This is a genomic window from Luteibacter rhizovicinus DSM 16549, assembly GCF_001887595.1.
Taxonomy (GTDB): domain Bacteria; phylum Pseudomonadota; class Gammaproteobacteria; order Xanthomonadales; family Rhodanobacteraceae; genus Luteibacter; species Luteibacter rhizovicinus.
Genome location: NZ_CP017480.1, coordinates 3474594 through 3497286, shown reverse-complemented (window position 1 = coordinate 3497286; position 22693 = coordinate 3474594). Strand labels below are relative to the sequence as shown.

General features: G+C 64.1%; 20 protein-coding genes and 1 tRNA gene. 10 read left to right on the top strand and 11 right to left on the bottom strand.

The annotated features are described in order from the left end of the window. Window positions 1-14: 14 nt before the first annotated feature. From BJI69_RS15955 to BJI69_RS15935, 5 genes are all read right to left on the bottom strand, one after another. Entirely contained in the window at window positions 15-1859 is a 1845-nt protein-coding gene (locus BJI69_RS15955; RefSeq protein ID WP_046966747.1) for a glycoside hydrolase family 35 protein, read from the bottom strand. Between the two features lie 85 nt (window positions 1860-1944). Further along, a complete protein-coding gene (locus tag BJI69_RS15950) occupies window positions 1945-2340 on the bottom strand; it encodes a nuclear transport factor 2 family protein (protein ID WP_046966746.1) in 396 nt (131 codons plus the stop codon). A gap of 17 nt (window positions 2341-2357) precedes the next feature. After that, window positions 2358-2786: a hypothetical protein gene (locus tag BJI69_RS15945; RefSeq protein ID WP_046966745.1), complete on the bottom strand. Its 429-nt coding sequence runs from the start codon at window positions 2784-2786 to the stop codon at window positions 2358-2360. A 66-nt stretch (window positions 2787-2852) separates the two neighbouring features. Then, window positions 2853-4907, bottom strand: a complete 2055-nt coding sequence (locus BJI69_RS15940) for a putative bifunctional diguanylate cyclase/phosphodiesterase (RefSeq protein WP_046966744.1) — start codon at window positions 4905-4907, stop codon at window positions 2853-2855. 135 nt (window positions 4908-5042) lie between these two features. Continuing rightward, window positions 5043-5480: a GNAT family N-acetyltransferase gene (locus tag BJI69_RS15935; RefSeq protein ID WP_046966743.1), complete on the bottom strand. Its 438-nt coding sequence runs from the start codon at window positions 5478-5480 to the stop codon at window positions 5043-5045. Window positions 5481-5605: 125 nt separating this feature from the next. Between BJI69_RS15935 and BJI69_RS15930 the strand changes: the two genes are divergently transcribed. From BJI69_RS15930 to BJI69_RS15900, 8 genes are all read left to right on the top strand, one after another. Next, window positions 5606-6385 (top strand): hypothetical protein, encoded by a 780-nt coding sequence (locus BJI69_RS15930; RefSeq protein WP_046966742.1) that lies wholly within the window; start codon window positions 5606-5608, stop codon window positions 6383-6385. Between the two features lie 142 nt (window positions 6386-6527). Continuing rightward, the gene (locus tag BJI69_RS15925; RefSeq protein WP_211258465.1) at window positions 6528-7298 is read left to right on the top strand and encodes a c-type cytochrome; all 771 of its coding nucleotides are present in this window, start codon (window positions 6528-6530) and stop codon (window positions 7296-7298) included. Further along, entirely contained in the window at window positions 7295-8521 is a 1227-nt protein-coding gene (locus BJI69_RS15920; RefSeq protein WP_046966741.1) for a c-type cytochrome, read from the top strand. Before BJI69_RS15925 ends, BJI69_RS15920 begins: the two co-directional genes overlap by 4 nt. A 16-nt stretch (window positions 8522-8537) precedes the next feature. Next, window positions 8538-8711, top strand: a complete 174-nt coding sequence (locus BJI69_RS22665; RefSeq protein WP_046966740.1) for a hypothetical protein — start codon at window positions 8538-8540, stop codon at window positions 8709-8711. Between the two features lie 10 nt (window positions 8712-8721). After that, window positions 8722-9291 (top strand): cupredoxin domain-containing protein, encoded by a 570-nt coding sequence (locus BJI69_RS15915; RefSeq protein ID WP_046966739.1) that lies wholly within the window; start codon window positions 8722-8724, stop codon window positions 9289-9291. Then, window positions 9281-10906: a cbb3-type cytochrome c oxidase subunit I gene (locus BJI69_RS15910; protein ID WP_046966738.1), complete on the top strand. Its 1626-nt coding sequence runs from the start codon at window positions 9281-9283 to the stop codon at window positions 10904-10906. Before BJI69_RS15915 ends, BJI69_RS15910 begins: the two co-directional genes overlap by 11 nt. Continuing rightward, window positions 10903-11694: a c-type cytochrome gene (locus BJI69_RS15905; protein WP_046966737.1), complete on the top strand. Its 792-nt coding sequence runs from the start codon at window positions 10903-10905 to the stop codon at window positions 11692-11694. The genes BJI69_RS15910 and BJI69_RS15905 overlap by 4 nt, the downstream gene beginning before the upstream one ends. 121 nt (window positions 11695-11815) lie before the next feature. Then, entirely contained in the window at window positions 11816-13081 is a 1266-nt protein-coding gene (locus BJI69_RS15900; RefSeq protein WP_078023234.1) for a DUF1214 domain-containing protein, read from the top strand. 109 nt (window positions 13082-13190) lie between these two features. Here BJI69_RS15900 and BJI69_RS15895 read toward each other — a convergent pair. From BJI69_RS15895 to tpiA, 3 genes are all read right to left on the bottom strand, one after another. Further along, a tRNA-Leu gene (locus BJI69_RS15895) sits at window positions 13191-13275 on the bottom strand. 32 nt (window positions 13276-13307) lie between these two features. Then, window positions 13308-13739 carry a preprotein translocase subunit SecG gene (secG, locus tag BJI69_RS15890; RefSeq protein ID WP_046966735.1) on the bottom strand — a complete coding sequence of 144 codons (432 nt, stop codon included), beginning with the start codon at window positions 13737-13739 and terminating at the stop codon, window positions 13308-13310. A gap of 22 nt (window positions 13740-13761) precedes the next feature. After that, window positions 13762-14514, bottom strand: coding sequence for a triose-phosphate isomerase (tpiA, locus tag BJI69_RS15885; protein ID WP_046966734.1), 753 nt, complete (start codon window positions 14512-14514; stop codon window positions 13762-13764). Between the two features lie 161 nt (window positions 14515-14675). On the opposite strand from tpiA, the gene BJI69_RS15880 reads away from it, so the two are divergent. Beyond that, window positions 14676-17090: a DUF3772 domain-containing protein gene (locus tag BJI69_RS15880; protein WP_046966733.1), complete on the top strand. Its 2415-nt coding sequence runs from the start codon at window positions 14676-14678 to the stop codon at window positions 17088-17090. 131 nt (window positions 17091-17221) lie between these two features. Here BJI69_RS15880 and BJI69_RS15875 read toward each other — a convergent pair whose 3' ends face one another. Together BJI69_RS15875 and BJI69_RS15870 are read right to left on the bottom strand one after the other, a co-directional pair. Then, the gene (locus tag BJI69_RS15875) at window positions 17222-18856 is read right to left on the bottom strand and encodes a serine hydrolase (RefSeq protein ID WP_046966732.1); all 1635 of its coding nucleotides are present in this window, start codon (window positions 18854-18856) and stop codon (window positions 17222-17224) included. 67 nt (window positions 18857-18923) lie between these two features. Then, window positions 18924-19826, bottom strand: coding sequence for a DMT family transporter (locus tag BJI69_RS15870; protein WP_125903082.1), 903 nt, complete (start codon window positions 19824-19826; stop codon window positions 18924-18926). Between the two features lie 99 nt (window positions 19827-19925). On the opposite strand from BJI69_RS15870, the gene BJI69_RS15865 reads away from it, so the two are divergent. Next, entirely contained in the window at window positions 19926-20804 is an 879-nt protein-coding gene (locus tag BJI69_RS15865) for a LysR substrate-binding domain-containing protein (protein ID WP_046966731.1), read from the top strand. An 8-nt stretch (window positions 20805-20812) separates the two neighbouring features. Here BJI69_RS15865 and BJI69_RS15860 read toward each other — a convergent pair whose 3' ends face one another. Next, window positions 20813-22645 (bottom strand): ABC transporter ATP-binding protein, encoded by a 1833-nt coding sequence (locus BJI69_RS15860; RefSeq protein WP_046966730.1) that lies wholly within the window; start codon window positions 22643-22645, stop codon window positions 20813-20815. Window positions 22646-22693: the final 48 nt, after the last annotated feature.

Genomic DNA, 22693 nt, shown 5'->3' with positions numbered 1-22693 from the left:
GACGTGCCGGCGGGTCACTTCGCCGGCGTATCGAACACCGGATCCTTGAGGCCGGCGATGGTATGCGATCCGCCCGCCTGCATCTTGAGCACGACGATATCGTTGCGCCCCTTCTTAAGCCACGAGGCCGGCACGTACAGACTCTGCTGCGGCCCGATGTGCCAGAAGCGCCCCAGGTGATGGCCGTTGACCCAGACGTTGCCCTTGTTCCAGCCGCGCATGTCGAGGAAGGTACCGTCCGGCTTTGCCAGAGTGAAGCTGCCGTGCCAGAACGCCGGACCCTGGCCCGTGCTTGCGCCGGGAGCGAAGTGCAGGCTCGACAGGTCGTCCAGCGGCAAGGGGTAGACCGACCAGTTGAGCAGGTCCTCGCCGGCCACCTGCACCGAATAGGTGATGCCCTTGTCGTCGTCTTCCATGCCGGGGCCGATATTGATCCGGCCCATGTTCTCGACGACGAGGTCGAGGGTGCTGCCGGCCTTCAGGTCCACCGGCATGGCGTGCTGGTCCTGGCGACGATCCAGCGTACCCAGCGGCTTGCCGTCGGCGAGCACGGTGGCGTAGTCACGTACGTCGCTCACATCGAGGGAGCCCTTGGCATCGGTATCCAGTGACTTGCGATAGAGGATCAGCCCGTAGTTCTGGCCGAAGGTCTCCATGCCGTGCGGCGTGACGGACGTCTGCGGCCTGGACAGCCCAGGCAACGCATCGAGCAGGCTGACCGACGTGTCCAGCGTGAAGCGCGGGATCGCCACTGTCGGTGACGAGGCGGGGACCTTGGGCAGGGTCTCTCCCTTCGGCAAGTGTGCGGCGATCACCTTGCGCAGCGCGTCGAATTTCGGCGTCAGTCGGCCGGCCTCGTCGATCGGCGAGTCGTAGTCGTAGCTGGTCGTGACCGGGAGGTAATGCGCGTCGTCGTTATTCGCGCCGTTCATCCAGCCAAAGTTCGTCCCGCCATCGACCATGTACAGGTTGAACGAGATGTCGTGATCCATCATCCACGACACCGCACTGCTCACGTCGCCGACGTCGCGCGTCTTGTGTGCCAGGCCCCAGCGGTCGTACCAGCCCGTCCAGTACTCGCCGGCCATGCGCGGCATGCCTTCCATCAGCGGCGCCGAGCGTCGAAACGCACGCTCGGTCTGCTTGCCATCGCCGGTGAAGTTGATCACCGACACCATGCCGGGCAACGAGCCGCGCGGCATCCACGTCGGGCCAGGTCCATTGGAGGTGAACATCGGGACGTCGAAGCCGGCATCGACCATCTGCTGGTGGATCGCTTCCAGGTAATCCCGGTCGTTGCCGACGTACCCGTATTCGTTCTCGACCTGCACCATGAGAATGGGACCACCGCGACTGCTAAGCAGAGGCGCAAGTTCCTGGTTCAACCGCTTGAACCATGCCGCGCTGGCTTTCAGGAAGCGCGGGTCGAACGAGCGGATACGCAGGCCGGGCGTACGCAGCAGCCACGCCGGAATACCCCCGAACTCCCACTCGGCGCAGACGAAGGGGCCGGGGCGCACGATGACGTTGAGGCCTTCTTCCTGCGCGGTGCGCACGAAGGCGGCGATGTCTCGGTCGCCGCTGAAATCGAACTTGCCCGGCTCTGGCTCGCTCTCGTTCCAGAACGCGTACGTGGTGATGGTATTGAGGCCCATCGCGCGTGCCTTGCGCAGGCGATCGCGCCAGTCCGCGCGGGGAATACGCGGATAGTGCATTTCACCCGAGCGGATCACATAAGGCTTGCCGTCGAGCAGGAACTGCCCCTGCCCCACCGCGAAGTGCGGCGTATCCACCGCGAAGGAAGGAAAGGCGACGCCCGCCAACAGGCAGGTCGACAAGAGCAGACTCAGACGCTTCATCGTGTCTTCCGCGGAGTTTAAGCGTCTGAACTTACCGATGCGCCCCGCAGAGAGCAAGGGCGTCCGTCACACGAAATTGGAAAACTCATACAATATCGAAGCGCTCGGTCGGCGTTCCCTGGTGATAGACCATCCGCCAAGCATCACCTTCGCGGATCCACGTGCTCGACCGCAAGGTGTGCCGCGAGTCCACACCGGATGGCGAACGATGCGCCGAACGATAGAGCAGGATCGCCATGCCATCGATCGGCCGGTGCAACTGGAAGCCATCGGCAACGATCGTCCCGTTCCCTCCCTCCGTGGGAAGATCTCGGAGCACATCGGCGAGGTCGATGCGATAGCCCGACCTGCCGATCTCCTGGAATGAGGGATGCAACAGCGCACGCAGCCGATCGACGTCACGGCGCCCCGCGGGATCGTGGAGCTCCCGCTCCAGGGTCGCGAGTGTCGTCAGCAGTGCGTCGTCGGCATCTACCGTCACGGAAGCTTCCCGACCTTTTACGCGGTGAAGAAGCTCGGCGAGATCTCCACGGCGAACGGATCGTGCAGCCGCACTTCGCGCGCATCTTCCGAGATGATTTCGTAAGGTACGTAGATGAAACGCGCGTAGCCCTTCGACTCGATATGCACGCGCACGCCGTCCTTCGCGGGTGCGTCGAACTCGTCGGGAATGGTTACGTTGGCGACCAGCGCCGCCGCCAGTGCTTCGGAGGGGCGTCCCGTCGCGAAGCGATCGAAGATCACACGATAGACATCGTGGGCTTCCGGCTCGTCGCTGCCATCGTGTCCCGGATCGGCCGCCAGCCTGCCCTCTTCGGACACCGTCGCGCCGAACGGGTAGAAGTCGCCGTTCTCCTCCAGCATCTCCTTCGCAAAATCCATCGAAAAGGTGAAAAGCTGGTTGAGCCGCGTCTGCGTGACATCCATACGAAATCCTCGAGCACGCCGATCGGCGATGGGTGGAGGCATCGTAAGACAGCGCGGCCGCCGAAGCTACGCCGCCGTCGGCAGGGTCCGGGCCAGCTGGTCGCCGGGGACCGGACTGCCCAACAGGAAGCCCTGGAGCACATCGCAGCCCAATCGTGTCAGTAATTCCTGCTGCTCGCTGGTCTCGACGCCTTCGGCGACGATGTTCAGGCCCAGCGTCTTGCCCAGCGCGATGATGGCCGAGACGATGGCTTCATCGTCGTTGCCCCGGGTCAGTTCGGTAACGAAACCGCGGTCGATCTTCAGTTCATCGGCGGGGAGCTGCTTGAGGTAAAGAAGACTGGAATACCCCGTGCCGAAGTCGTCGATGGAAATACCCACGCCGAGGGCGGCCACCTCGTTGAGGATGGCAAGGCTGGCCTCCGCATCGCGCATCGCCGTGGACTCGGTGATCTCCAGGACCAGGCAGGCCGGATCGAGTGAGTGGCGTGCGAGTGTCGAGCGGAGCACATCGACCAGGCCGGTATGCGTGAGCTGCACCGTCGACAGGTTCACCGCGACCGTCCAGGCCGCATGCCCTTCGTCCTGCCACACACGCATCTGCCGGCACGCCTCGTCGAGCACCCAGTTGCCGATGGGAATGATCAGGCCCGTACGCTCGGCGACACCGAGGAACTCGTCCGGAGGCACCAGACCCACCCCGGGCTTTTGCCAGCGAAGCAAGGCCTCGACGCCGGTAACCGGACCATCCGGCGAAACGAGCTTCGGCTGGTAATAGAGCAGGAACTCGCGCTGGTCGAGCGCCCGACGCAGGTCGTGCTGCAGCTGGAGCTGCTGGTGTACGTTGGCGTTCATCGCGCTTTCGAAGAAGCAATAGCCGTTACGGCCCTGCTCCTTCGCGTGATACATCGCCGCGTCCGCATTGATCATCAGGTCGTGCGTGGTCCGGCCGTTCTCCGGAAACACCGCGATGCCGACGCTGGCCGACACATGCACACTGTGCTCGTCGATCAGGTAGGCCGCCCCGAGTACGTCGACCAGTCGTTGCGCCAGCACGGCCGCATCCTCCGGTCGCGAAACGTCCACCGCCATGACGAACTCGTCGCCGCCCAGGCGGGCCACCGTGTCCTCGCCACGCTTGGTGGTCAGGACCCGACGGGAAACCTCCTTCAGCAGCAGGTCGCCGACATGGTGGCCGTAGACGTCGTTCACCGCCTTGAAGCCGTCCAGGTCCATGAAGAGCACGGCAAACTGACGCCCTTCCCGCGTCGCCTTGTGGATCGCCTGGTCCAGGCGATCGCCGAGCAGCACCCGATTCGGCAGACGCGTGAGGTTGTCATGCAAGGCGAGCTGCACGAGCTCGCTATTGGCCCGGTCCAGCGACGTGGTCAGCACGTTGGCGCGGACGTCGAGCATCGACACGATCAGCGCGATCGCGAACACGGCGAGGCTGACGACGATCACCACGAGGGCCAGCCACTTGGCGTCGATGCCGGTGTTGGCGGCGCCACAGAAGCTGCCGACCGGAAAATTCGCGGCGGCCATGCCGGTGTAGTGCATACCGACGATCGCGCAGCCCATCACCAGCGACGCACCCAGGCGGGCGCGCACCACGTGCTCGGCATCCTTGCGCAAGCGGAAGGCAATCCACAGCGCGGCACCCGAGGCCAGCACTGCTATGACGACCGACAGGGCGAAGAGGAGTGGTTCGTAAACCACCCCAGGCATCATCCGCATCGCTGCCATGCCGGTGTAATGCATCGCGGCGATGCCGGCGCCCATCATGAGCGCACCGACGACAAGCCGCCGCCTTGGCAGCTGCTCGTGGCATACCACCCAAAGGGCGAAGGCCGAAGAACCGATCGCAAAAACCAGCGAAAGCAGGGTCAGGTCGAGGTCGTAACCGATCGAAATGGGCAGGCTGAAGGCCAGCATCCCGATGAAATGCATCGACCAGATGCCGATACCCATGGCGAAGGATCCGCCCACCAGCCAGAGCGCCGAGGCCGTTCCGCGTGTACTCGACACCCGGCCGGCCATGTTCAGCGCCGTATAGGAGGCGAGGATGGCAACCACGAGGGAGAAAGCGACGAGGACGCCGCTATAGCTGCTGACGAGCATGGGATTACCTGAGGGGCCTGCGGTGCGGCCACGCATCGGGGCGATGGATGGCCTCGTACAGGATATCGGCAAATGGGGGGTGAGCTTGAGGGAAAACGATCAATTCCGTCAGATTCGGAACAGGCCGACCGGTATCTAGAAGCGTTTGCTTAAGAAATAGCGGGCGCTCTCTCTCGGATGATCGACGAGCTCGCCGAACACGGTGTAACCCAGCCCTTCATAGAAGCCCCGTGCCTGGAAGGCGAACGTATCCAACCACGCGCCGAGACAGCCACGGCCGCGTGCGATGTGTTCCGCCTGCTTCATTAACGCGGCACCCGCCCCCTTGCCGCGCATCGTCTCCGGGACGACCAATAGCTCGACGACCATCCAATCGTAGACGGTCTTTCCCCAAAGACCGCCGATCGTTTGTCCATCGTCGCCCTTCAGCAGAAGGACCAGCGGCTCGGCCAATGCTCGAGGGCCCTCCTTCTGGTTATAAGCAAGCAGAGGCGCTGCAACGGCCGCCCGATCCTCCGCCGTGGGCTCGTCAACCGCGAGCACATTTATCCCCGTTTCCTCGAGCGACGTCATTGAACAACTCTCCCTTGATCTGGCCACTATATCGGATGGCCTAAGTCTTCCAGCCTAAGTAAGGTCATCAGGCGTCAAACGTTTGCGGAGAGTAGCCTGACCAGGATCGGACTCGGAGACGGGCTATGAAAAGGTTGCTTCTCGGTGGCGTGCTTCTGGCACTCCTGCTTCCGCTCCAGGCCACGGCGCAAAGCGCGTTCGGCGGCACCTGGAAAGTCGATATCAGCAAGGTGCAATCGTCCACGAAGCCGACCGTCGTAACGCTCAAGGGTGGCGAATATTCGTGCAACTGCACACCCCCTATCACGATCAGGGCCGACGGTGCCGATCATGCTGTCACCGGCCATGCTCGCTTCGACACGGATGCGGTGAAGATCGTCAATGACCACACCATCGTTGAAACGGCGAAGAAGAACGGCGCCGTGGTCAACACACGCACCACGAAGGTGGCAGCCGATGGCAAGACGGCGACCTTTGAATCGGTCAGCACCCGCGAGTCCGGAACCACGACGGTCAAGGGCACGCTCAATCGCGTCGCCGCCGGTGCTGCCGGCTCGCATGCGGCGGCTGGCTCCTGGGTGGTTGGCGGTTACCAGAGTGCGTCCGAGGGTGTGACGACCGTCACGTATAAAGTCGACGGTGACACCATCAGCATGAACGACCCGAACGGCGAGTCGTACACGGCCAGGCTCGACGGCAAGCCGGTTCCGTACAAGGGTGACCCCGGCACGGACACCATCGCCGTCAAGATGGTCGGCAGCGCGCTTGAAGAGACCGCCATGCTGGCGGGCAAGACGACCTCGATCGCGACGTCCACCCTGTCGGCCGACGGCAAAACCATGACCACCGTGATCCACAACGTGCCCGCTAACCGCGACATGACCCTGGTGTCGATGAAGCAATAGGCTGGCGATGCCTAAGTAGTTCAACGGTTCCCGACCACGACTTGCCGGTACAAAATCATTCACGGCTTTCCAATCTCGCGACCACGGGCGGCGCATAAAGTCCGCGCAGGAAAGAGTGTCGACAGGCAGGGGCTTCGAACCGATGAATCGCGATCGTCACAGGATCGATCAATACGGAACCGGCCGTCGTATGGTCGGCGTAGCGGCGTGCCTTTTGCTTTTCCTGGTTACCGGTAACCTGCGCGCGCAGACGCAGACGCAGACACAAGCACGCAGCAGCGTGACGGCGCCGGACTCCATAGCCACGCGGGTGATGGCCTGTACCACGTGCCACGGCGAGCGAGGCCAAGGCAGCGGTGACGACTATTACCCGAGGCTCGCCGGCAAGCCCGCTCGCTATCTCTACAACCAACTGATCGCGTTTCGGGACGGGCAGCGCAAGTACGCGCCCATGACCTACCTGCTCGAGTATCTGCCGGACGCCTATCTGCAGGAGATGGCACAGTATTTCGCCGCACAACAGACGCCCTTCCCTTCACTGCCCCGGCCCGATGTCGGACCCGAGGTCATGGCCCTCGGCAAAAAGTTGACCCTCGAAGGCGATCCGGCCCGGCACATTCCCTCCTGCGTAGCCTGCCACGGCGCATCGCTCACCGGGGTCTCGCCTGATATCCCGGGGCTGCTCGGGTTGCATGCCAAATACATCAGCGCCCAGCTTGGCGCGTCGCGCTATGGCGCGCGCGTCACCGCAAAGCCCAACTGCATGCAGAAGATCACCATCCTGCTGAACGATGCGGACATCTCCGCGGCGGCCGCCTATCTCTCGTCGCTTCCCTCGCCACTCAATCCCGCGCCGGCAACCGAGGGCTCGCTGAAGCTGGCACTCACCTGCCAAAGTAGTGACGCCCGATGAGAACGTATCGCTGGATCGCCGCCGGTCTTCTCTTCCTGGCACATGCCGCGTCCGGTCAGGACGCCTCGGTCGTCGCGCGCGGTGAGTACCTCGCACGCGCCTCGGATTGCATTGCTTGTCACAGCAATCCGGGGGACAAACCGTTCGGCGGTGGCCGCCCCATGGTCACGCCGTTCGGCACCCTGTATTCGCCGAACGTTTCGCCCGATCGCGTCACCGGCATCGGCGCGTGGACCGCGGACGAGTTCTACACGATGATGCATACCGGTCGTGGACGATCGGGTGCGCTGCTTTACCCGGCCATGCCATTTGCCGCGTACACGAAGATGACGCGGGCGGATGTCGATGCCATCTTCGCCTACCTGAAGACCGTGCCGCCGGTGCACCGGCCGAACAACGCGCAAGACCTTCGCTTCCCGTACAACAACCGCAACCTGCTACTCGGCTGGCGCACGCTCTACTTCAAGGAGGGCGAATACAAACCCGATCCCTCGAAGTCCAGCGAGTGGAATCGCGGTGGCTACCTCGTGGAAGGCCCTGGCCATTGTTCGATGTGCCATACCGCCATCAATGCCCTGGGCGGCAGCTCCGCCTCGGCGGCCTACCAGGGCGGCCTCATTCCCATGCAGGACTGGTACGCACCTTCGCTGACCTCGAACAAGGAAGCGGGGCTTGGCGAGTGGAGCATCGGCGATATTTCCGACCTTCTGCAGGCAGGCGTGTCCACGCGCGGCGCGGTCTATGGACCGATGGCCGAGGTCGTGCACAACAGCCTCCAATACCTTTCCGATGCGGACATCCGCGCGATGTCGGTCTACCTCAAGGCCTTGCCGTCCACCGGCGAAACGGCCGAACCCACGAAGGCGCAGGTGCAGGACAAGCTCCGCCTGTTCCCGCTGGGCAAGAAGATCTACACGGCGCAGTGCGCTGTCTGCCACGGCTCGCAGGGTGAAGGCCGGGGCGTGGACTTCCCGCCGCTGGCAGGCAACCAGTCGATCCAGATGACCTCTTCGGTCAATCCGATCCGCATGGTCCTCAACGGCGGCTATCCGCCCGGCACGATACGCAACCCGCGGCCCTACGGCATGCCACCGTTCGCGCAAGGCCTGTCGGATGAAGAAGTCGCCGCCGTCGTGACGTATATCCGCACCGCCTGGAACAACCGAGGCACGGCGGTGACGGACGCCGACGTCAACGCGCTTCGGTCCGCGCCGCTGGATTAACGAGGACATCGCTTTCATGACCGACATCGACCACGAACATCCCAGCGAAGAGGACAAGCGCGTCGACGAGATCGTGCGATCCGGTCCGCGTGGCGCCCTGATGGTCGCCGGCGTCGCCGTCGCCCTCGTCTTCCTGATGTGGTTCCTCTTTTACTTCTTCGCTTTCCTTCCACGCGGCAACATTAACTAGAGGCGTCATCATGGTTGCATCGGTTCCCGCAGACCCGCCCGGTGGCGAAGATGTCGCCAGGCGCGTCGAAACGCGCTGGGCGATCGTCATGGTCGGCATCGTCGCGTTGCTGGTGGCGATGGTCATCTTCACCGGCCTGCACTGGGCGACGATGCCGCCATCGCGCGTGGAAACCATCGATCCGACCACCCTGCATGTCGCGGGCGAATTCGTCGAGAGCAACTTGGGTAGCGCGGCCGAAGCCGATGGCTCGGTCACCGTGCGGATCGTCGGCCAGCAGTACTCGTTCACGCCGCAATGCATCGTCGTCCCGGCGAAAACACCCGTGACCTTCCGTGTCACGAGCGCCGATGTGATCCACGGGATGATCATTACGGGGACCAATATCAACTCGATGGTCTCGCCGGGTTTCATCTCGACGTTCAAGACGACCTTCGACAAGCCAGGCGATCACCTGATGCCCTGCCACGAGTTTTGCGGAACCGGGCACGAGGGCATGTGGGCCAACGTCAAGGTCGTCGAGCCGGATGCCTTCGCCAAACTGGTCGGCCCCGCAAGGAGAGCCAGCTGTGATCTCTAACAAGCGCCTCGTGCTTGCTCACTTCTGGCTGGCGTTCGCGCTGTTCGGCGTCGCCGTGCTCCTGGGCGAATGGCAGATGTTCATCCGTAGTCCGCTCAGCGGCTGGCTGCGCAACGCGGATATGTATTACCGCTCGGTCACGGCGCATGGCACGGTCATGGGCTATGTGTTTCCCACCCTGGTCGCCATGGGCTTCGGCTACTTCATTTCCGAAGCATCCCTCGGCCAGCCACTGATCGGCCGGCGCTGGGCCTGGACCGGCTACTACATGATCATCGTCGGCTCGATCGCCGCTGTCGTTCCCGTGGCGCTCGGGCTGGATTCGGTGTTGTACACCTTCTATCCGCCGATGATCGGCAACGTGTTCTATTACCTTGGCGTCGTGCTGGTGGTGGTCGGCTCCTGGGTGTGGGTCGCCCTCATGGGCGTGAACCTGTACGTGTGGAAGCGCGCGCATCCTGGTGCACCGGTTCCCCTGGCTATGTTCGCGAATGTCGCGGGCGCTTATCTCTGGGCGTGGACCGCGGTCGGCGCCGCGCTGGAGTTGCTCTTCCAGATCATTCCCGTGGCCTTGGGTTATGCCACCACCATCAACGCCGGGCTGTCGCGTGTCCTTTTTTCATGGACCCTCCATGCCATCGTTTACTTCTGGCTGATGCCGGCGTACATCGCCTTCTACACCATCGTGCCGCGCGCGATCGGCGGTCGGCTTTACAGCGATTCGATGGCGCGCATCTCGTTCGCGCTGTTCCTGGTCTTCGCCATGCCGATCGGCATCCATCACCTGTTTGCGGATCCGGAAGTCGGCTCGGGTTTCAAGGTCGTCCATTCCATCTTCACCGCCATGGTCGCGGTGCCGACCCTGCTGACGGTGTTCACCATCTGTGCTTCGGTCGAGATCGCGGCCCGGTTACGCGGCGGCACCGGACCCTTCGGCTGGGTCAAGGCCTTGCCGTGGAAAAACCCGCAGATGCTCGCCCTGGCGCTGTCCTTCGTCATGCTCGGGTTCGGCGGTGCCGGCGGCCTGATCAACATGAGCTATCAGCTGGACTCGACCATCCACAATACGCAGTGGGTAACCGGGCATTTCCACCTGATTTTCGGTGGCGCGATCGTGATCATGTATTTCGCGATCGCTTACGACCTCTGGCCGCACCTCACCGGGCGCGTCATCCAGGACGCCCGCCTCGTCCGCACACAGCTGTGGCTGTGGTTCATCGGCATGATCGTGCTGACCTTTCCCTGGCACTACGCGGGCCTGCTCGGCATGCCACGACGCATGGCGTTCTATGACTACACCGCACCCGGCATGTTCGCCGAGGGCGTCTCGGTCGTCATGTCCGTCATCGGGGGCGCCTTGCTCGTGGTATCGGCATTGATCTTCATCGCGGTGCTCGTGCGCAATCACTGGGCCACCCGCGTGGAACCGGAGACCTTCACCTTCAGCCGGGCCGTGCATGAGCCGATCACGCTACCGTGGGCCTTGAATGGGCTGGGGCTGTGGGTCGCGCTGATGATCGCCCTGACGATCACCAACTACGGCTACCCGATCGTTCAGCTCATGCGGATGCCTGAGGCGAGTGTTCCGCCGGTCTTCGTGGGAGGCAAGCCATGAGTGGCCCGCTATTACGCAACCGCTGGTTCGTCGGCAGTGTGGGCGGCACTTTCCTGCTGCTGGTGTTTTCGCTATTCGTGGGCTTCGTGTGGCTACCCTCGGCGCAGGAGGATGCCTTGTTCAAGGGGCTGTGGAATTCGATCTGCAGTGCCGCCGGCGCACCGAGGTCGTGGTTGAGTCCGACCAGTGCGCCTGTCACACCCCCGACGAAGGTCTCCGAGGTCGTCCTGACGCCAACCACGCTCGATGAGCCCGCGTCAGGCGGCGGCGTCGGACGGGGCGCTACGCTCGCACTACGCTGCACCATGTGCCACGGCTTGCGCGGCGTGAGCTCGTCGCAGACGCCGAACCTCGCCGGCCAGTACGCATCGTCGATCTACAAGGAACTGCGCGATTTCCAGAGCGGCGCAAGGCCGAGCGCCGTGATGACGCCGCTCGTCATCAAGCTCAGCGACCAGGACCTGCGTGACCTCTCCGCGTACTACGCCTCCCTGCCCCGCCGGCAGACACCCGGTGCCCAGGACCTTCAAGCCGCGCCGGACATCGTTGCGACCGGCGCACCCATGCGCAACATCCCACCGTGTGGCTCCTGCCACGGCCGGCTCGACAGCAAGCTGGGCGTGCCATGGCTGGATCCACAGCCACGCGACTACCTGAAGACGCAGCTGGAAGCGTTCGCCCACGGCACACGGCGCAACGACACGAGTGCCCAGATGCGCAATATCGCGCGCAACATGACGCCGGAAGAAATCGATGCGTCGGTGAACTATTACTCCGGGACGCGGTGATCCAGGGAGTACGACGAATCGGCCCTACGCAAATTTACGTAGCGATTCGACCGGAAAACCACGCTCGATTCGTGGCTGTGTCCAGGCGACAGTATGGCCCTCGACATTTGCGGGGCACGCCATGAGCGACCAGCAAGAGCCCTCGATCAAGCTTTCCGAGCAGGCAATCGCGGATGCCTATATCTACCTGCTCGGACGTCTTCTCATCACCCGTCAACAGCAGATCGACTTCGACCGCGAAGGCATGCAATGGAACACGCTGCTGCATCGCAAACCCGGGCAGGTCGACTGGCCCAACCCGAACCTGGATGTCGCCTACTCGGAAGCCTGGGTGGCTCTCGACGAAGATAGCTATCTGCTGATCGACATACCCAGGATCGAACACCGTTACTACGTCGTTGAGTTCCTCAACGGCTGGGGCGAGACGGTCGCCAACATCAACGAGCGCCTGTATCCGGATGTCACGAACGGCCGGTTCGCGGTCTGCCTGCAGAGTTCGCATGCCATCGTGCCTCCGGACGCGCAACGCGTCGACCTCCCGGCACGCGTTACACGCGTTCTCTTGCGAGTGGAGCTGGGCGCGAACTGGGATGAAGCGATCGCACTCCAGCATCGATTCTCCTTCGAGATGCAAGGGTCACCGGCGGAGCCACCTCTTCCGCGGACGTTGATGTTCGACACGGAGGCGCTACCCGGCGTAGAGGCTTTCGATTCGGCCCTGCTTGCCCTGGAAGAACCGGATCTCAGTCCGCTCGAGGACATGCAACACGCGGTACGCACGATCGTCGCGGCGATCGTCGATCCCGCTGAGCGCGATCGCGTCGACGGCATCATCCGGAACATGGCGCTCAAGCAGTTCGCTGCCGCTGCGGCGATCATCGGCCGCGGCACGATCAGACAGGGCTGGGCGAGGCCCGCCTGCTGCGGCCACTGGGGCAGCGACTGGCTCACCCGCACGACGGTGAATTACGGCGGCATCTGGGCCAACGTGTTCGAGGAAGTGCTGTATTACCGGGGCGCGATCGACAGCACCGGCGCTCCCCTCGTCGCGGACGGCAGCTACACGCTGACGTTCCCGGCGAACGACCTGCCCGAGACCTACGCAACCTACTTCTGGTCGGTCATTGCCGTGGATCGCGCACACCGGCGCGTGCTTCCCAATGCCCTGAAGCGCTACCTGCTGAACAAGGAATCGGGGCTGGTAAAGGCGAATGACGGCTCGCTAACGCTCTACTTCGCCGCCGTACGCCCCGTCGATGCGCCCCAGACCAACTGGCTACCCACGGGAGGTGGCAAGCCCTGGTCGCTGACGTTCCGCTTCTACGGACCTCGCGGCGGCGTCATCGATGGGACGTATTACCCGCCGCCTTTGGTCCGTCGCGGGTGAGTGCCGTTCGGGCGTTCTGGTCGGAAGGTCGAAACCACCGACAAACGCCCACAAAAAAACCCGCTATCGCGGGTTTCTTTGCGATCCGGTGAGGTCTCCGGATCTTTGTTGGTGCCCAAGGGGGGACTCGAACCCCCACAGCCTAAACCGCTACCACCTCAAGGTAGTGCGTCTACCAATTCCGCCACCTGGGCATAACTTTTACAGCGTGTTGCGGTGTCGCTGATTACTTCTTGGCCGGTTCCGCGGGAGCCTGGTTGGCCTCCTGCTTCGCAGCCGGTACATCGGTGTTCGCTGCCGGGGCGGTAACGGCGGGTGCCTGCGGCACGTCCGACGCGACCGGCTTGACCGGAGCGTTGTTGACGGGAGCGGCCGGCACGGTAGCACCGGACATCACGCCAAGATCCGCGGCCGGCTGGGGCGTGCCCGAGCGACCGAGGTAGATACCCATGCCCAGGCTAAGCACGAAGAACAGTGCTGCCAGGACTGCCGTGGCGCGCGTCATGAAGCTCGACGAACCACGTGCACCAAACACGGTAGCGGACGCGCCGCCACCGAAACCCGAACCTGCATCCGCACCAGCGCCGCGCTGCATGAGAATCAGCACGATCATCGCTGCCGCGACCAGGATGTAAAGAACGCTGAAGAGGATGAACATATCTTCTGTTTGCCGTGTCGCGTTATCGACGCGCCGCGGCGCAAATTTCCAGGAAGTCGGAGGCTACGAGAGCGGCTCCGCCGATCAATCCCCCGTCTACATCAGGCTGGGCGAAAAGGTCGGCCGCATTGGCCGGCTTGACGCTGCCACCGTAAAGCACCCGGGTCAGGAGCGAGATATTAACATCCTTTTTTGCCACTTGGCTACGGATGAACGCATGAATTTTTTGGACCTTGTCCGGGGTGGCCGTGAGGCCCGTCCCAATGGCCCAGACAGGCTCATAGGCGATCACGCCGGTACGGAATGCTTCTACGCCATAGACATCGATCACCGCGCCCAGCTGACGGCCGATGACTTCCTCGGCCTTACCCGCCTCGTGCTCTTCCTGCGTCTCACCCACGCAATAGATAGGTGTCAGGCCGGCATCGCATGCCGTCCGGAACTTCCTCGATAGCAGCGCGTCGGTCTCGTGGTAGTACTGGCGCCGCTCGGAGTGGCCCACCAGGGTCCACTTGGCGCCGACATCCCGAACCATCGAGCCGGATATCTCGCCGGTGAAGGCGCCCTGTTCCGGGTGCTCGGAAATCGTCTGGGCACCGAAGCCGAGGCCACGATCACCGTATTTGTGGACGAGATCGGCCAGGTAGACCATGGGCGGGATGACCAGCACGTCGACGCCGTCTTCCAGGCCCTCGACGATTTCGCGGACCAGGCCATCGGCCATCTTGCGCGATCCGTGCATCTTCCAGTTACCGGCGACGAGCTTCTTGCGCATGGTTTGCTTCCGGGCGGGGCCAAGGGGCGGCAGGATAGCGGCGGCTCCCCCGGCGGCAAAAGCTGCAACGCCGCATAAAGCCACCGGAACACCACGTTCACCGAGGGTATCGCATAACCCTCGGAATTGACCTGCCCCGTCCTGCCTTCGATGATCCCTGCATGCGAACCCTGAGAATATTCTTTACCGCCCTCCTTTTGACCGTCTCGGTCGCCGCCTTCGCGCAAGCGCAGGACGACGACCCGGGCAAGCAGATCGGTGATCTCCGCTCCCAGCTCGACCAGATCGAAAAGGGGATGAAGGACGACAACATCACCGACAAGGTGATCGACGACCTGCGTGGCCAGGCCGGCGATGTCGTCGGCAAGGCCCAGAAAGTCTCCAGTGCGCTGTCGCCCAACCGTGATGCCGCCAAGGCCCGCCTCGACCAGTTGGGCCCTGCCCCGGCGACCGGCACCAAGGAAGCGCCGGAGCTCGCGGCCACGCGCAAGGATGCCCAGAAGGCCTTCGACGCCGTCGACGCACAGATCAAACAAGCGGACGGCATCACGCTCGAAGCGCAGCAAACCACCAGTCAGCTCGCCGACCTGCGCCGCATCCGCTTCCAGCAATTCCTCTCCCGGCGCACGGCGTCGCCGTTTTCGCGCCCGTTCTGGTCGGAACCGGCCAAGGCGTTCCCGCGTGACTCGGCTAACCTGAGCGACTTCACGACCGGCGTGAAGACCGACCTGGCCAGGAGCTGGACCGACGGCAACCGTATCGCCCTTATCGTCTGCGCCTTGTTCGGCGTGCTGCTCATGACGGGCGTGCGCTTCTATCTCGAGCAACGCGCCCGCCACCTGACGGCGAACCGCATGCCGCCGGGCCGCCTGCGTCGCTCCGCGCTGATCCTCGGCATCACCCTGACCTCGGCGCTGACCACCGGCCTCGGCACCCAGTTGCTCTACCTGGGCCTGAACTGGAACGAGACCTTCAGCGATGACACGGATGCGATGGCCAAGGCCCTCGTCCGCATCATCTTCTTCGGCGCCTTCATCGCCGGTCTCGGTCGCGCCCTGATCTCGGCGAAGCGGCCGTCGTGGCGACTGCCCGCCATCTCGGACGAGACGGCGCTCAGCCTGCGTCGGTTCCCGATGCTCTTCTCGCTGGCCGTGGTGCTGTTTTATTTCCTCAAGGAACTCAATCGCACGATCGGCACCAGCCTCGCCGCCACGGTGATGACCAGCAGCCTGCAGGCGCTGGTGCTTACGACGCTCACCGCGGTCGGGCTGGTACGCCTGAGCCGTTCGCATCATGTCGTCGACGAAGACGGCGACCCGCCCGCGCCCCGCCCGATCTGGGCCAGCCTGTTCATCGCGGCCGCGTGGATCGCCATCGTCGCCTCCTGGATCGGCCTGCTCACCGGCTTCGTGGCCTTCGCCTCGTTCATGGCCGGCCAGGTGGTGTGGACCGTCATCGTGCTCTCGGCGACCTATCTCGCGATGCGCCTGGTCGACGACCTGTTCGAGACGCTGCTCTCCGAAAAGGGCCCGATGAGTGCGCGTGCGCAGGCCATCTTCGGCACGCACCCGCGACTACTCGACCAGGCGGGCGTGCTGCTGTCGGGCATCGTGCGACTGGCACTCTTCATGTTCGGCCTGGTGGCGGTGATCTCCGGGTTCGGCGCCGACGCGTCGGACATCCTGACGCTGGGCACGAAGCTGCAGACGCTGAAGATCTACAACTTCGAGTTCAAGCCGGACCAGATCCTCACGGCGATCGGCTTGTTCTTCCTCGGCCTGCTCGCCGTGCGCGTGATCAAGAACTGGCTGTCCGAGCAGTACCTGCCGCGGACCAACCTCGACCCGGGCATGCGGAGCTCGCTGACGACCTTGCTGGGCTATGTCGGCGTGGTGATCGTCGTCGCGATCGCCCTGCTGGCAATGGGCCTCTCGGTACAGAACGTCGCCTGGGTCGCCTCGGCTCTCTCGGTCGGTATTGGTTTCGGTCTGCAGGCGATCGTGTCGAATTTCATCTCCGGCCTGATCCTGCTGGCGGAGCGTCCGGTGAAGGTGGGCGACTGGGTGGTTCTCGACGATGCCGAAGGCGACATCCGCCGGATCAACGTGCGCGCCACGGAAATCCAGGTATCCGACCGCTCGACCATCATCGTGCCGAACTCGTCGTTCATCACCAAGCCGGTGCGCAACATGACGATGGCCAACCCGCAGGGTCGCGTGCTGATCAAGTTGCCGATGCCGCTGGATACCGATCCGATGGAAGCGCGCGAGCACATGCTCGAGGCGATGCATGCGCATAAGCAGGTGCTGGAGACACCGGCACCGTCGGTGACGCTGGACAACGTCGACCGTGCGGCGATGACATTCGCCGTGACCTGTTACGTGGGTGGGCCGCGCGACGTGGGTAACGTGAAGAGCGATCTGCTGTTCGACATTATTGCGCGGCTGCGCAAGTCGGACATTCCGTTGCTGCGGCCGCAGGATCTGGTGTTGCGTGGCGGCGGGAACATGTCGGACGTGGTCGGGCCGACGGCGGATGCGGCGCCCAAGGCGTCGACGGATGATCCGTCGAGCTGACGGGTGGCTGCGTAGCTGATGCCGCGCGGCGAGCACCCGTTCGCCGATGAATCGGCTCCTACCGAGCTGGCGCAACCTGCTTGGTAGGAGCCGATTCATCGGCGATGCTTTTCGTCCAGACGAGCGATGCCTTACTTGCCAGCCTCAACAGGCGCCAACCGCAGATCCTGAAAATCAAAGCTGAAGTCGGTCAGCGGCGACACCGGCTCCATGCGCACTTCGCGCACCTTGCCATCCGGATCGAGATCGAAGTTCACGAAGGCATCGCCGTTGAGCGAGCGATCGGTCCAGTGGGCGATGAAGGTGTCGTGCTGCCAGGGCTCCAGGGTGCCGGTGAGCTGGGCCGTCTTGGTGAAGCTCATCACCAGCTTGCCACCCTGCTTGCTCACCTTGACATCGCCGTACCAGGGATCGCGATACGTACCCACGTAGCCATCCAACGGCAACGACGGCTTTGAACCCTTTGCACGCGCTGCCTCGTGCTTCTTCATGCTGTCGTCGGCATTGCCTTCCGACTTACGCACGCCCGCCGCGTACGCGGCGATCCAGTCCGTCTTCGGCGCATCCGTGTACGCATCGAGGGCGCGCATCGTCACGGCCTGGAAGGCGGCACCGGACTCCTGGTTGGTCAGCACCACGATGCCGAGCTTCAGGTCGGGCACGAGGGTGACGCGCGAGACCATGCCCGGCCAGCCACCGGTGTGCCACACGAGCTTGTGGCCGCGATAGTCGGAGACGAACCAGCCTTCGCCGTAGCCGGAGAAATTCGGCTTGGCCGCCTTGAGCTCGGGCACGCTGGGATCGGCGATGCGGATCGGCGTCAGCAAGGACCACATCTCCTTCTGGCGAGCCTCGCTGAAGAGACGTTGCTCCTTGCCGGCGCTGTCCTTGTAGACGCCACCGTCGAGCTGCATCGTCATCCACTTGGAGAGGTCATGCACGCTCGAGTAGATCCCGCCAGCGGCCTGGTTGTTGTTCCACGACATCGGCTCGACCGGCTTGAGCTCTTTGAAGTTGAACTTGGCGTGGCCCACGGCGATATCGTCGCCCGCACCGATGTGCTCGGGTGCGTGCGTCTGCGATTCGGTCATGCCCAGCGGGGTGAAGATGCGCTGGGTGATGAAGTCGGCCCAGGGCTTGCCCGAGACCTGCTCGATCACCAGGCCCGCCACGGCGAACAGGATGTTGTCGTAGTTGTACTCGGCGCGGAAGCTGTTGGTCAGCGGTACGTAGCGAAGACGCTGCACCACTTCCTGCGTCGTATACGTCGTCGCAGGCCAGTACAGCAGGTCGCCTGCACCGAGGCTGAGACCGCTGCGATGCGCGAGCAGATCGCGGACGCGCATCTCGCGCGTGACATAGGGATCGGACATCTGGAACCAGGGCAGCCGATCGATCACGCGATCGTTCATGTCGAGCTTCTTCTCGTCGGCGAGGATCGACAACGAGGCGGCGGTGAACGCCTTGGTGTTCGATGCGATGGCGAACTGCGTGTGCGCGTCCACCTTGGCCGGATCGCCGAGCTTGCGCACGCCGGAACCCATTTCGAGGACGATCTTGCCGTCTTTGACGATGGCCACGGCGATGCCGGGAACGTCGAACTGCTTGCGCGTGGCGTCGACATACGCGTCGAAGTCGGCCAGGTCCATCGGTCGGGCCACCGTGCCGGCGGGAACAGACACAGGCGCCGCGTCCTGGGCATGCGCGGCGAGTGCGAAGGCGAAGCTGGTGACGCCGAAGGCGAGGAGATAACGAAGACGCGGCATGGAGAGTCCCGGCAGGAGAGAACGTGCCGGGACTATTCCACGCCGCGACGATCCGCGAAAGACCCTTTCAGGCCTTGCTCTTCTGGCTGAAGAGCACACTGCCCAGGATGATCGCGCCGGCCAGCGCCATCGTCGGGGTGAGCGCTTCACCGAGGAACATCCAGGCCCAGGCCACGCCGAACAACGGCACCAGGTAGGTCGACGTCGCCGCACGCGGCGCGCCGATGCGCTGGATCAGCCGGAAGTAGAAGGCGTAAGCCAGGCCCGTCGACAACACACCGAGGGCGACGACGGCGATCCACGATTTCGTCGGAATCGGCGCATCCGGCCAGGTCAGCGCGGCCAGCGGCGCCATGAGGATCGTGGCACCGAGCAGACATCCAGCCGCCACCGCGGTAGGCGGCAGGTCGGAGAGATAGCGTTTGATCAGGTTGGCGGCGAGGCCATAACAGAACGACGCTGCGGCACCGGCGAGTGCGGCGGGGGCGACGTTTTCACCGGCGGTGCGCCCACTGGCGAGAATCACCACACCGACGAAACCGGCAACGAGGGCGATAGCCTTGCGCGTGCCGATCTTCTCACCGAAGCCGATGAAGGCGACGAGTGCCGCGAACAGCACCGTCATGCTGTTGGCGATGGCACCGATACCGGCCGGTGCGCGCTCGGCGCCCCAGGCGAACAGGGTGAACGGCAGCGCCGCACTCAGGGCACCCAGGACGAGCATCTTCCACAGGTGCGAGAGGCGGATCGCCTTGCGGGCCCGCCACAGCAAGGGCAGCAGGATCACCGAGCCGAACAGCAGGCGCGTGGCGACCATGGGGAACGGACCGAAGTCCTTCGCGGCGACGCGCATGAAGAGGAACGAGCCTCCCCAGATGGCACCCAGGGACACCAGCTCGACCGGCGTGCGCCAATCGCGTTCGGCGACCGGGCCCAGGGAATCCGCGGGAGGGTTGATGGCGGTCGACATATGAACCTCGCTTGTGGCTGACCCCTATTTTCGCTGGAACGGCGCGCCGGACAAGCGCATTCTTTGCAAGCCAGCCTCTCATTTGATTCAGCCCTTGCCATGCGATCTGCCCTCCTCCCTGCCCTCGCGGCCTTCGCCTCTGCCGCCCGACACCAGAATTTCGCTCATGCGGCCGAGGAGTTACACCTCACCGCCAGTGCGGTGAGCCATCACGTGCGCAAGCTGGAGACCGCCCTGGGCGTGAGCCTGTTCCAGCGGCATGCCCGTGGTGTGGCGCTGACCCCGGAAGGTCGCCTGCTCGCCGATGCGGCCGGTTCGGCGCTCGCCGAGGTCGAAGCCGTGCTCGACAGCCTGCGCCAACACCGACGGGATAACGGCCTGCGCCTGAGCGTCTTGCCCTCGTTGGCGGCGAACTGGCTGACTCCCCGGTTGCGGCGCTTCGTCGAGGCCCATCCCACCGTGCGCCTTTCCATCGACACCGATCGCTCCCTCGTCCGTTTCGACGAAGGCGGGCCCGACCTGGGCATCCGCTACGGCCTGGGCCAGTGGCCCGGCCTGACCGCGCGTTTCCTGATGGACGATTCGCTGCAACCGCTGGCCTCGCCGGAACTGGCGGCAAGCATTGCGTCACCCGAGGACGTCGCCACCCTGCCCTTGCTGACCGACATCGCACCGGAGGGCTGGCGCGAGTGGTTCAAGGCGGCCGGCGTGCGCTACCCGCGCAGCGGCACGATGCATACGCTCAGCGATTCGGCCGATGGCCTCAACGCCGCGGCGTCAGGCCTGGGTGCCGTGCTGGCGCGCACGCGACTGGCGTCGGCCCATCTCGCCGATGGGCGACTGGTGCGCTTGCCGGGGCCGGAGCTTCCGACGCGCTACGCCTATTACCTGGTGCATTCAGCCCATCGACCGCCGACCGCGGCAGCCCTGGCGTTTATCGCCTGGGCAGAGCGTGAGACGCTGGAGCCTCGCATTTAGGCAACGCATCAGGCAACGCCGACGAAGCCGCCGGTCTGGTGGGCCCACAGGCGCGCATACAGACCACCGCGGGCGATCAGCTCCGCGTGCGTGCCGGTCTCGACAATGGCACCGTGCTCCATGACCACGAGACGATCCATCCGCGCGATGGTGGAAAGACGGTGGGCGATGGCGATCACCGTCTTGCCCTGCATGAGGGTCTCGAGACTTTCCTGGATGGCCGCTTCGGCTTCCGAATCCAGCGCCGAGGTGGCCTCGTCGAGGACAAGGATCGGTGCGTCCTTCAGCAGCACCCGCGCGATCGCGATGCGCTGGCGCTGGCCACCGGACAACTTGACGCCGCGCTCGCCGGCATGGGCGTCGTAACCGGTGCGGCCCTCGCCATCGGAGAGCAGGGGCACGAACTCTTCGGCGCGCGCCTTGCGCACGGCTTCGAACATCTCCGCATCGGTCGCATCGGGACGCCCGTACAGCAGGTTGTCGCGAATCGAACGATGCAGCAGCGAGGTGTCCTGGGTGACCACGCCGATGTTCGAGCGCAGCGATTCCTGGGTCACCTTCGCGATGTCCTGACCGTCGATGAGGATATGTCCCTCTTCCAGGTCGTACAGGCGCAGCATCACGTTCATCAGTGTGGACTTGCCGGCACCCGAAGGGCCGACCAGCCCGATCTTTTCGCCGGCCCGGACGATGAGGTCGAGCCCGCCGATGACGCCACCCGCCTTCCCGTAATGGAAGTGGATATCGTCGAAACGCACTTCACCCCGGGTCACCACGAGCGGCTTGGCGTCGTCGCGATCGACCACGGTACGCTCCTGCGCCAGCGTGGTGATGCCGTCCTGCACGGTGCCGACGTTATCGAAGATGCCGTTCACGACCCACATGATCCAGCCGGACATGTTGCTGACACGGATGACCAGTCCGACGGCGAGCGCGACCTGCCCGGTCGAGACCGTGCCTCGCGACCACAGCCACAGGGCCAACCCGCTCGTACCCGCGATCAGCAGGCCGTTGAGCGAGGTGATCGAGACGTCCATCGAGGTGATCATGCGATTGGACGAGCGCACCTTGTCGGTCTGCTCGAGCATGGCCTCGCGCGCATAGGCTTCCTCGCGGTTGGTATGCGCGAACAGCTTCAGGGTCATGACATTGCTGTAGCCGTCGACGATGCGTCCCATCAGCTTGGACCGCGCTTCCGAAGCCTTCCAGGAACGTTCCTTCACCCGTGGCACGAAGAAAAACAGCATGCCGATATAGCCCGCGATCCACAGCACCAGCGGCAGGGCCAGCAGCAGGTCCGCCTTGGCGAACAGGTAGATCGAGGTACCGGCGTAGACGGAGACGTACCAGAGCGCATCGACCACTTGCACGGCGGACTCGCGCAGGGACGGCGCCGTCTGCATGATGCGATTGGCGATGCGGCCGGCAAAGTCGTTCTGGAAGAACGCCAGGCTCTGCTTCAGTACGTAACGATGGTGCTGCCAGCGCACCATGTTGGTCATGCCGGGGTTGAGCGTCTGGTTCACCAGCAGGTCGTGCAGGCCGATGGACAGGGGCCGTAGCACCACGATGACGAAAGCCATCCAGAGCAGCGTCGTGCCGTGGGTCTGGAAGAACACGGCCGCCGGGGTCTTCTGCGCCATGTCGACCGCGCGACCCAGGAAGTCGAACAGGGCGACTTCGATCAGGGCCACCGCCAGGCCGACGACCAGCGCAGCGACAAACACCTTCCATACCTGACGCAGGTAGTAGATGTAGAAGCGAACGACACTCTTCGGCGGCGCCTTGTCCGGCGCTTCGCGGAAGATGTCGATAAGGGATTCGAACCAGCGAAATATCATAGGCTCATTCTAGCCCGGTTGGGTGTCACCGGTATGCGTCCCGCCCCG

Coding starts and splice junctions, on each gene's coding strand:
- BJI69_RS15900 (WP_078023234.1), top strand. CDS start 11,816: ATGAGCGACCAGCAAGAGCCCTCGATCAAGCTTTCCGAGCAGGCAATC.
- secG (WP_046966735.1), bottom strand. CDS start 13,739: ATGTTCATCCTCTTCAGCGTTCTTTACATCCTGGTCGCGGCAGCGATG.
- BJI69_RS15865 (WP_046966731.1), top strand. CDS start 19,926: ATGCGATCTGCCCTCCTCCCTGCCCTCGCGGCCTTCGCCTCTGCCGCC.
- BJI69_RS15860 (WP_046966730.1), bottom strand. CDS start 22,645: ATGATATTTCGCTGGTTCGAATCCCTTATCGACATCTTCCGCGAAGCG.
- BJI69_RS15915 (WP_046966739.1), top strand. CDS start 8,722: ATGGTTGCATCGGTTCCCGCAGACCCGCCCGGTGGCGAAGATGTCGCC.
- BJI69_RS22665 (WP_046966740.1), top strand. CDS start 8,538: ATGACCGACATCGACCACGAACATCCCAGCGAAGAGGACAAGCGCGTC.
- BJI69_RS15875 (WP_046966732.1), bottom strand. CDS start 18,856: ATGCCGCGTCTTCGTTATCTCCTCGCCTTCGGCGTCACCAGCTTCGCC.
- tpiA (WP_046966734.1), bottom strand. CDS start 14,514: ATGCGCAAGAAGCTCGTCGCCGGTAACTGGAAGATGCACGGATCGCGC.
- BJI69_RS15925 (WP_211258465.1), top strand. CDS start 6,528: ATGAATCGCGATCGTCACAGGATCGATCAATACGGAACCGGCCGTCGT.
- BJI69_RS15920 (WP_046966741.1), top strand. CDS start 7,295: ATGAGAACGTATCGCTGGATCGCCGCCGGTCTTCTCTTCCTGGCACAT.
- BJI69_RS15940 (WP_046966744.1), bottom strand. CDS start 4,907: ATGCTCGTCAGCAGCTATAGCGGCGTCCTCGTCGCTTTCTCCCTCGTG.
- BJI69_RS15955 (WP_046966747.1), bottom strand. CDS start 1,859: ATGAAGCGTCTGAGTCTGCTCTTGTCGACCTGCCTGTTGGCGGGCGTC.
- BJI69_RS15905 (WP_046966737.1), top strand. CDS start 10,903: ATGAGTGGCCCGCTATTACGCAACCGCTGGTTCGTCGGCAGTGTGGGC.
- BJI69_RS15870 (WP_125903082.1), bottom strand. CDS start 19,826: ATGTCGACCGCCATCAACCCTCCCGCGGATTCCCTGGGCCCGGTCGCC.
- BJI69_RS15880 (WP_046966733.1), top strand. CDS start 14,676: ATGCGAACCCTGAGAATATTCTTTACCGCCCTCCTTTTGACCGTCTCG.
- BJI69_RS15930 (WP_046966742.1), top strand. CDS start 5,606: ATGAAAAGGTTGCTTCTCGGTGGCGTGCTTCTGGCACTCCTGCTTCCG.
- BJI69_RS15945 (WP_046966745.1), bottom strand. CDS start 2,786: ATGGATGTCACGCAGACGCGGCTCAACCAGCTTTTCACCTTTTCGATG.
- BJI69_RS15935 (WP_046966743.1), bottom strand. CDS start 5,480: ATGACGTCGCTCGAGGAAACGGGGATAAATGTGCTCGCGGTTGACGAG.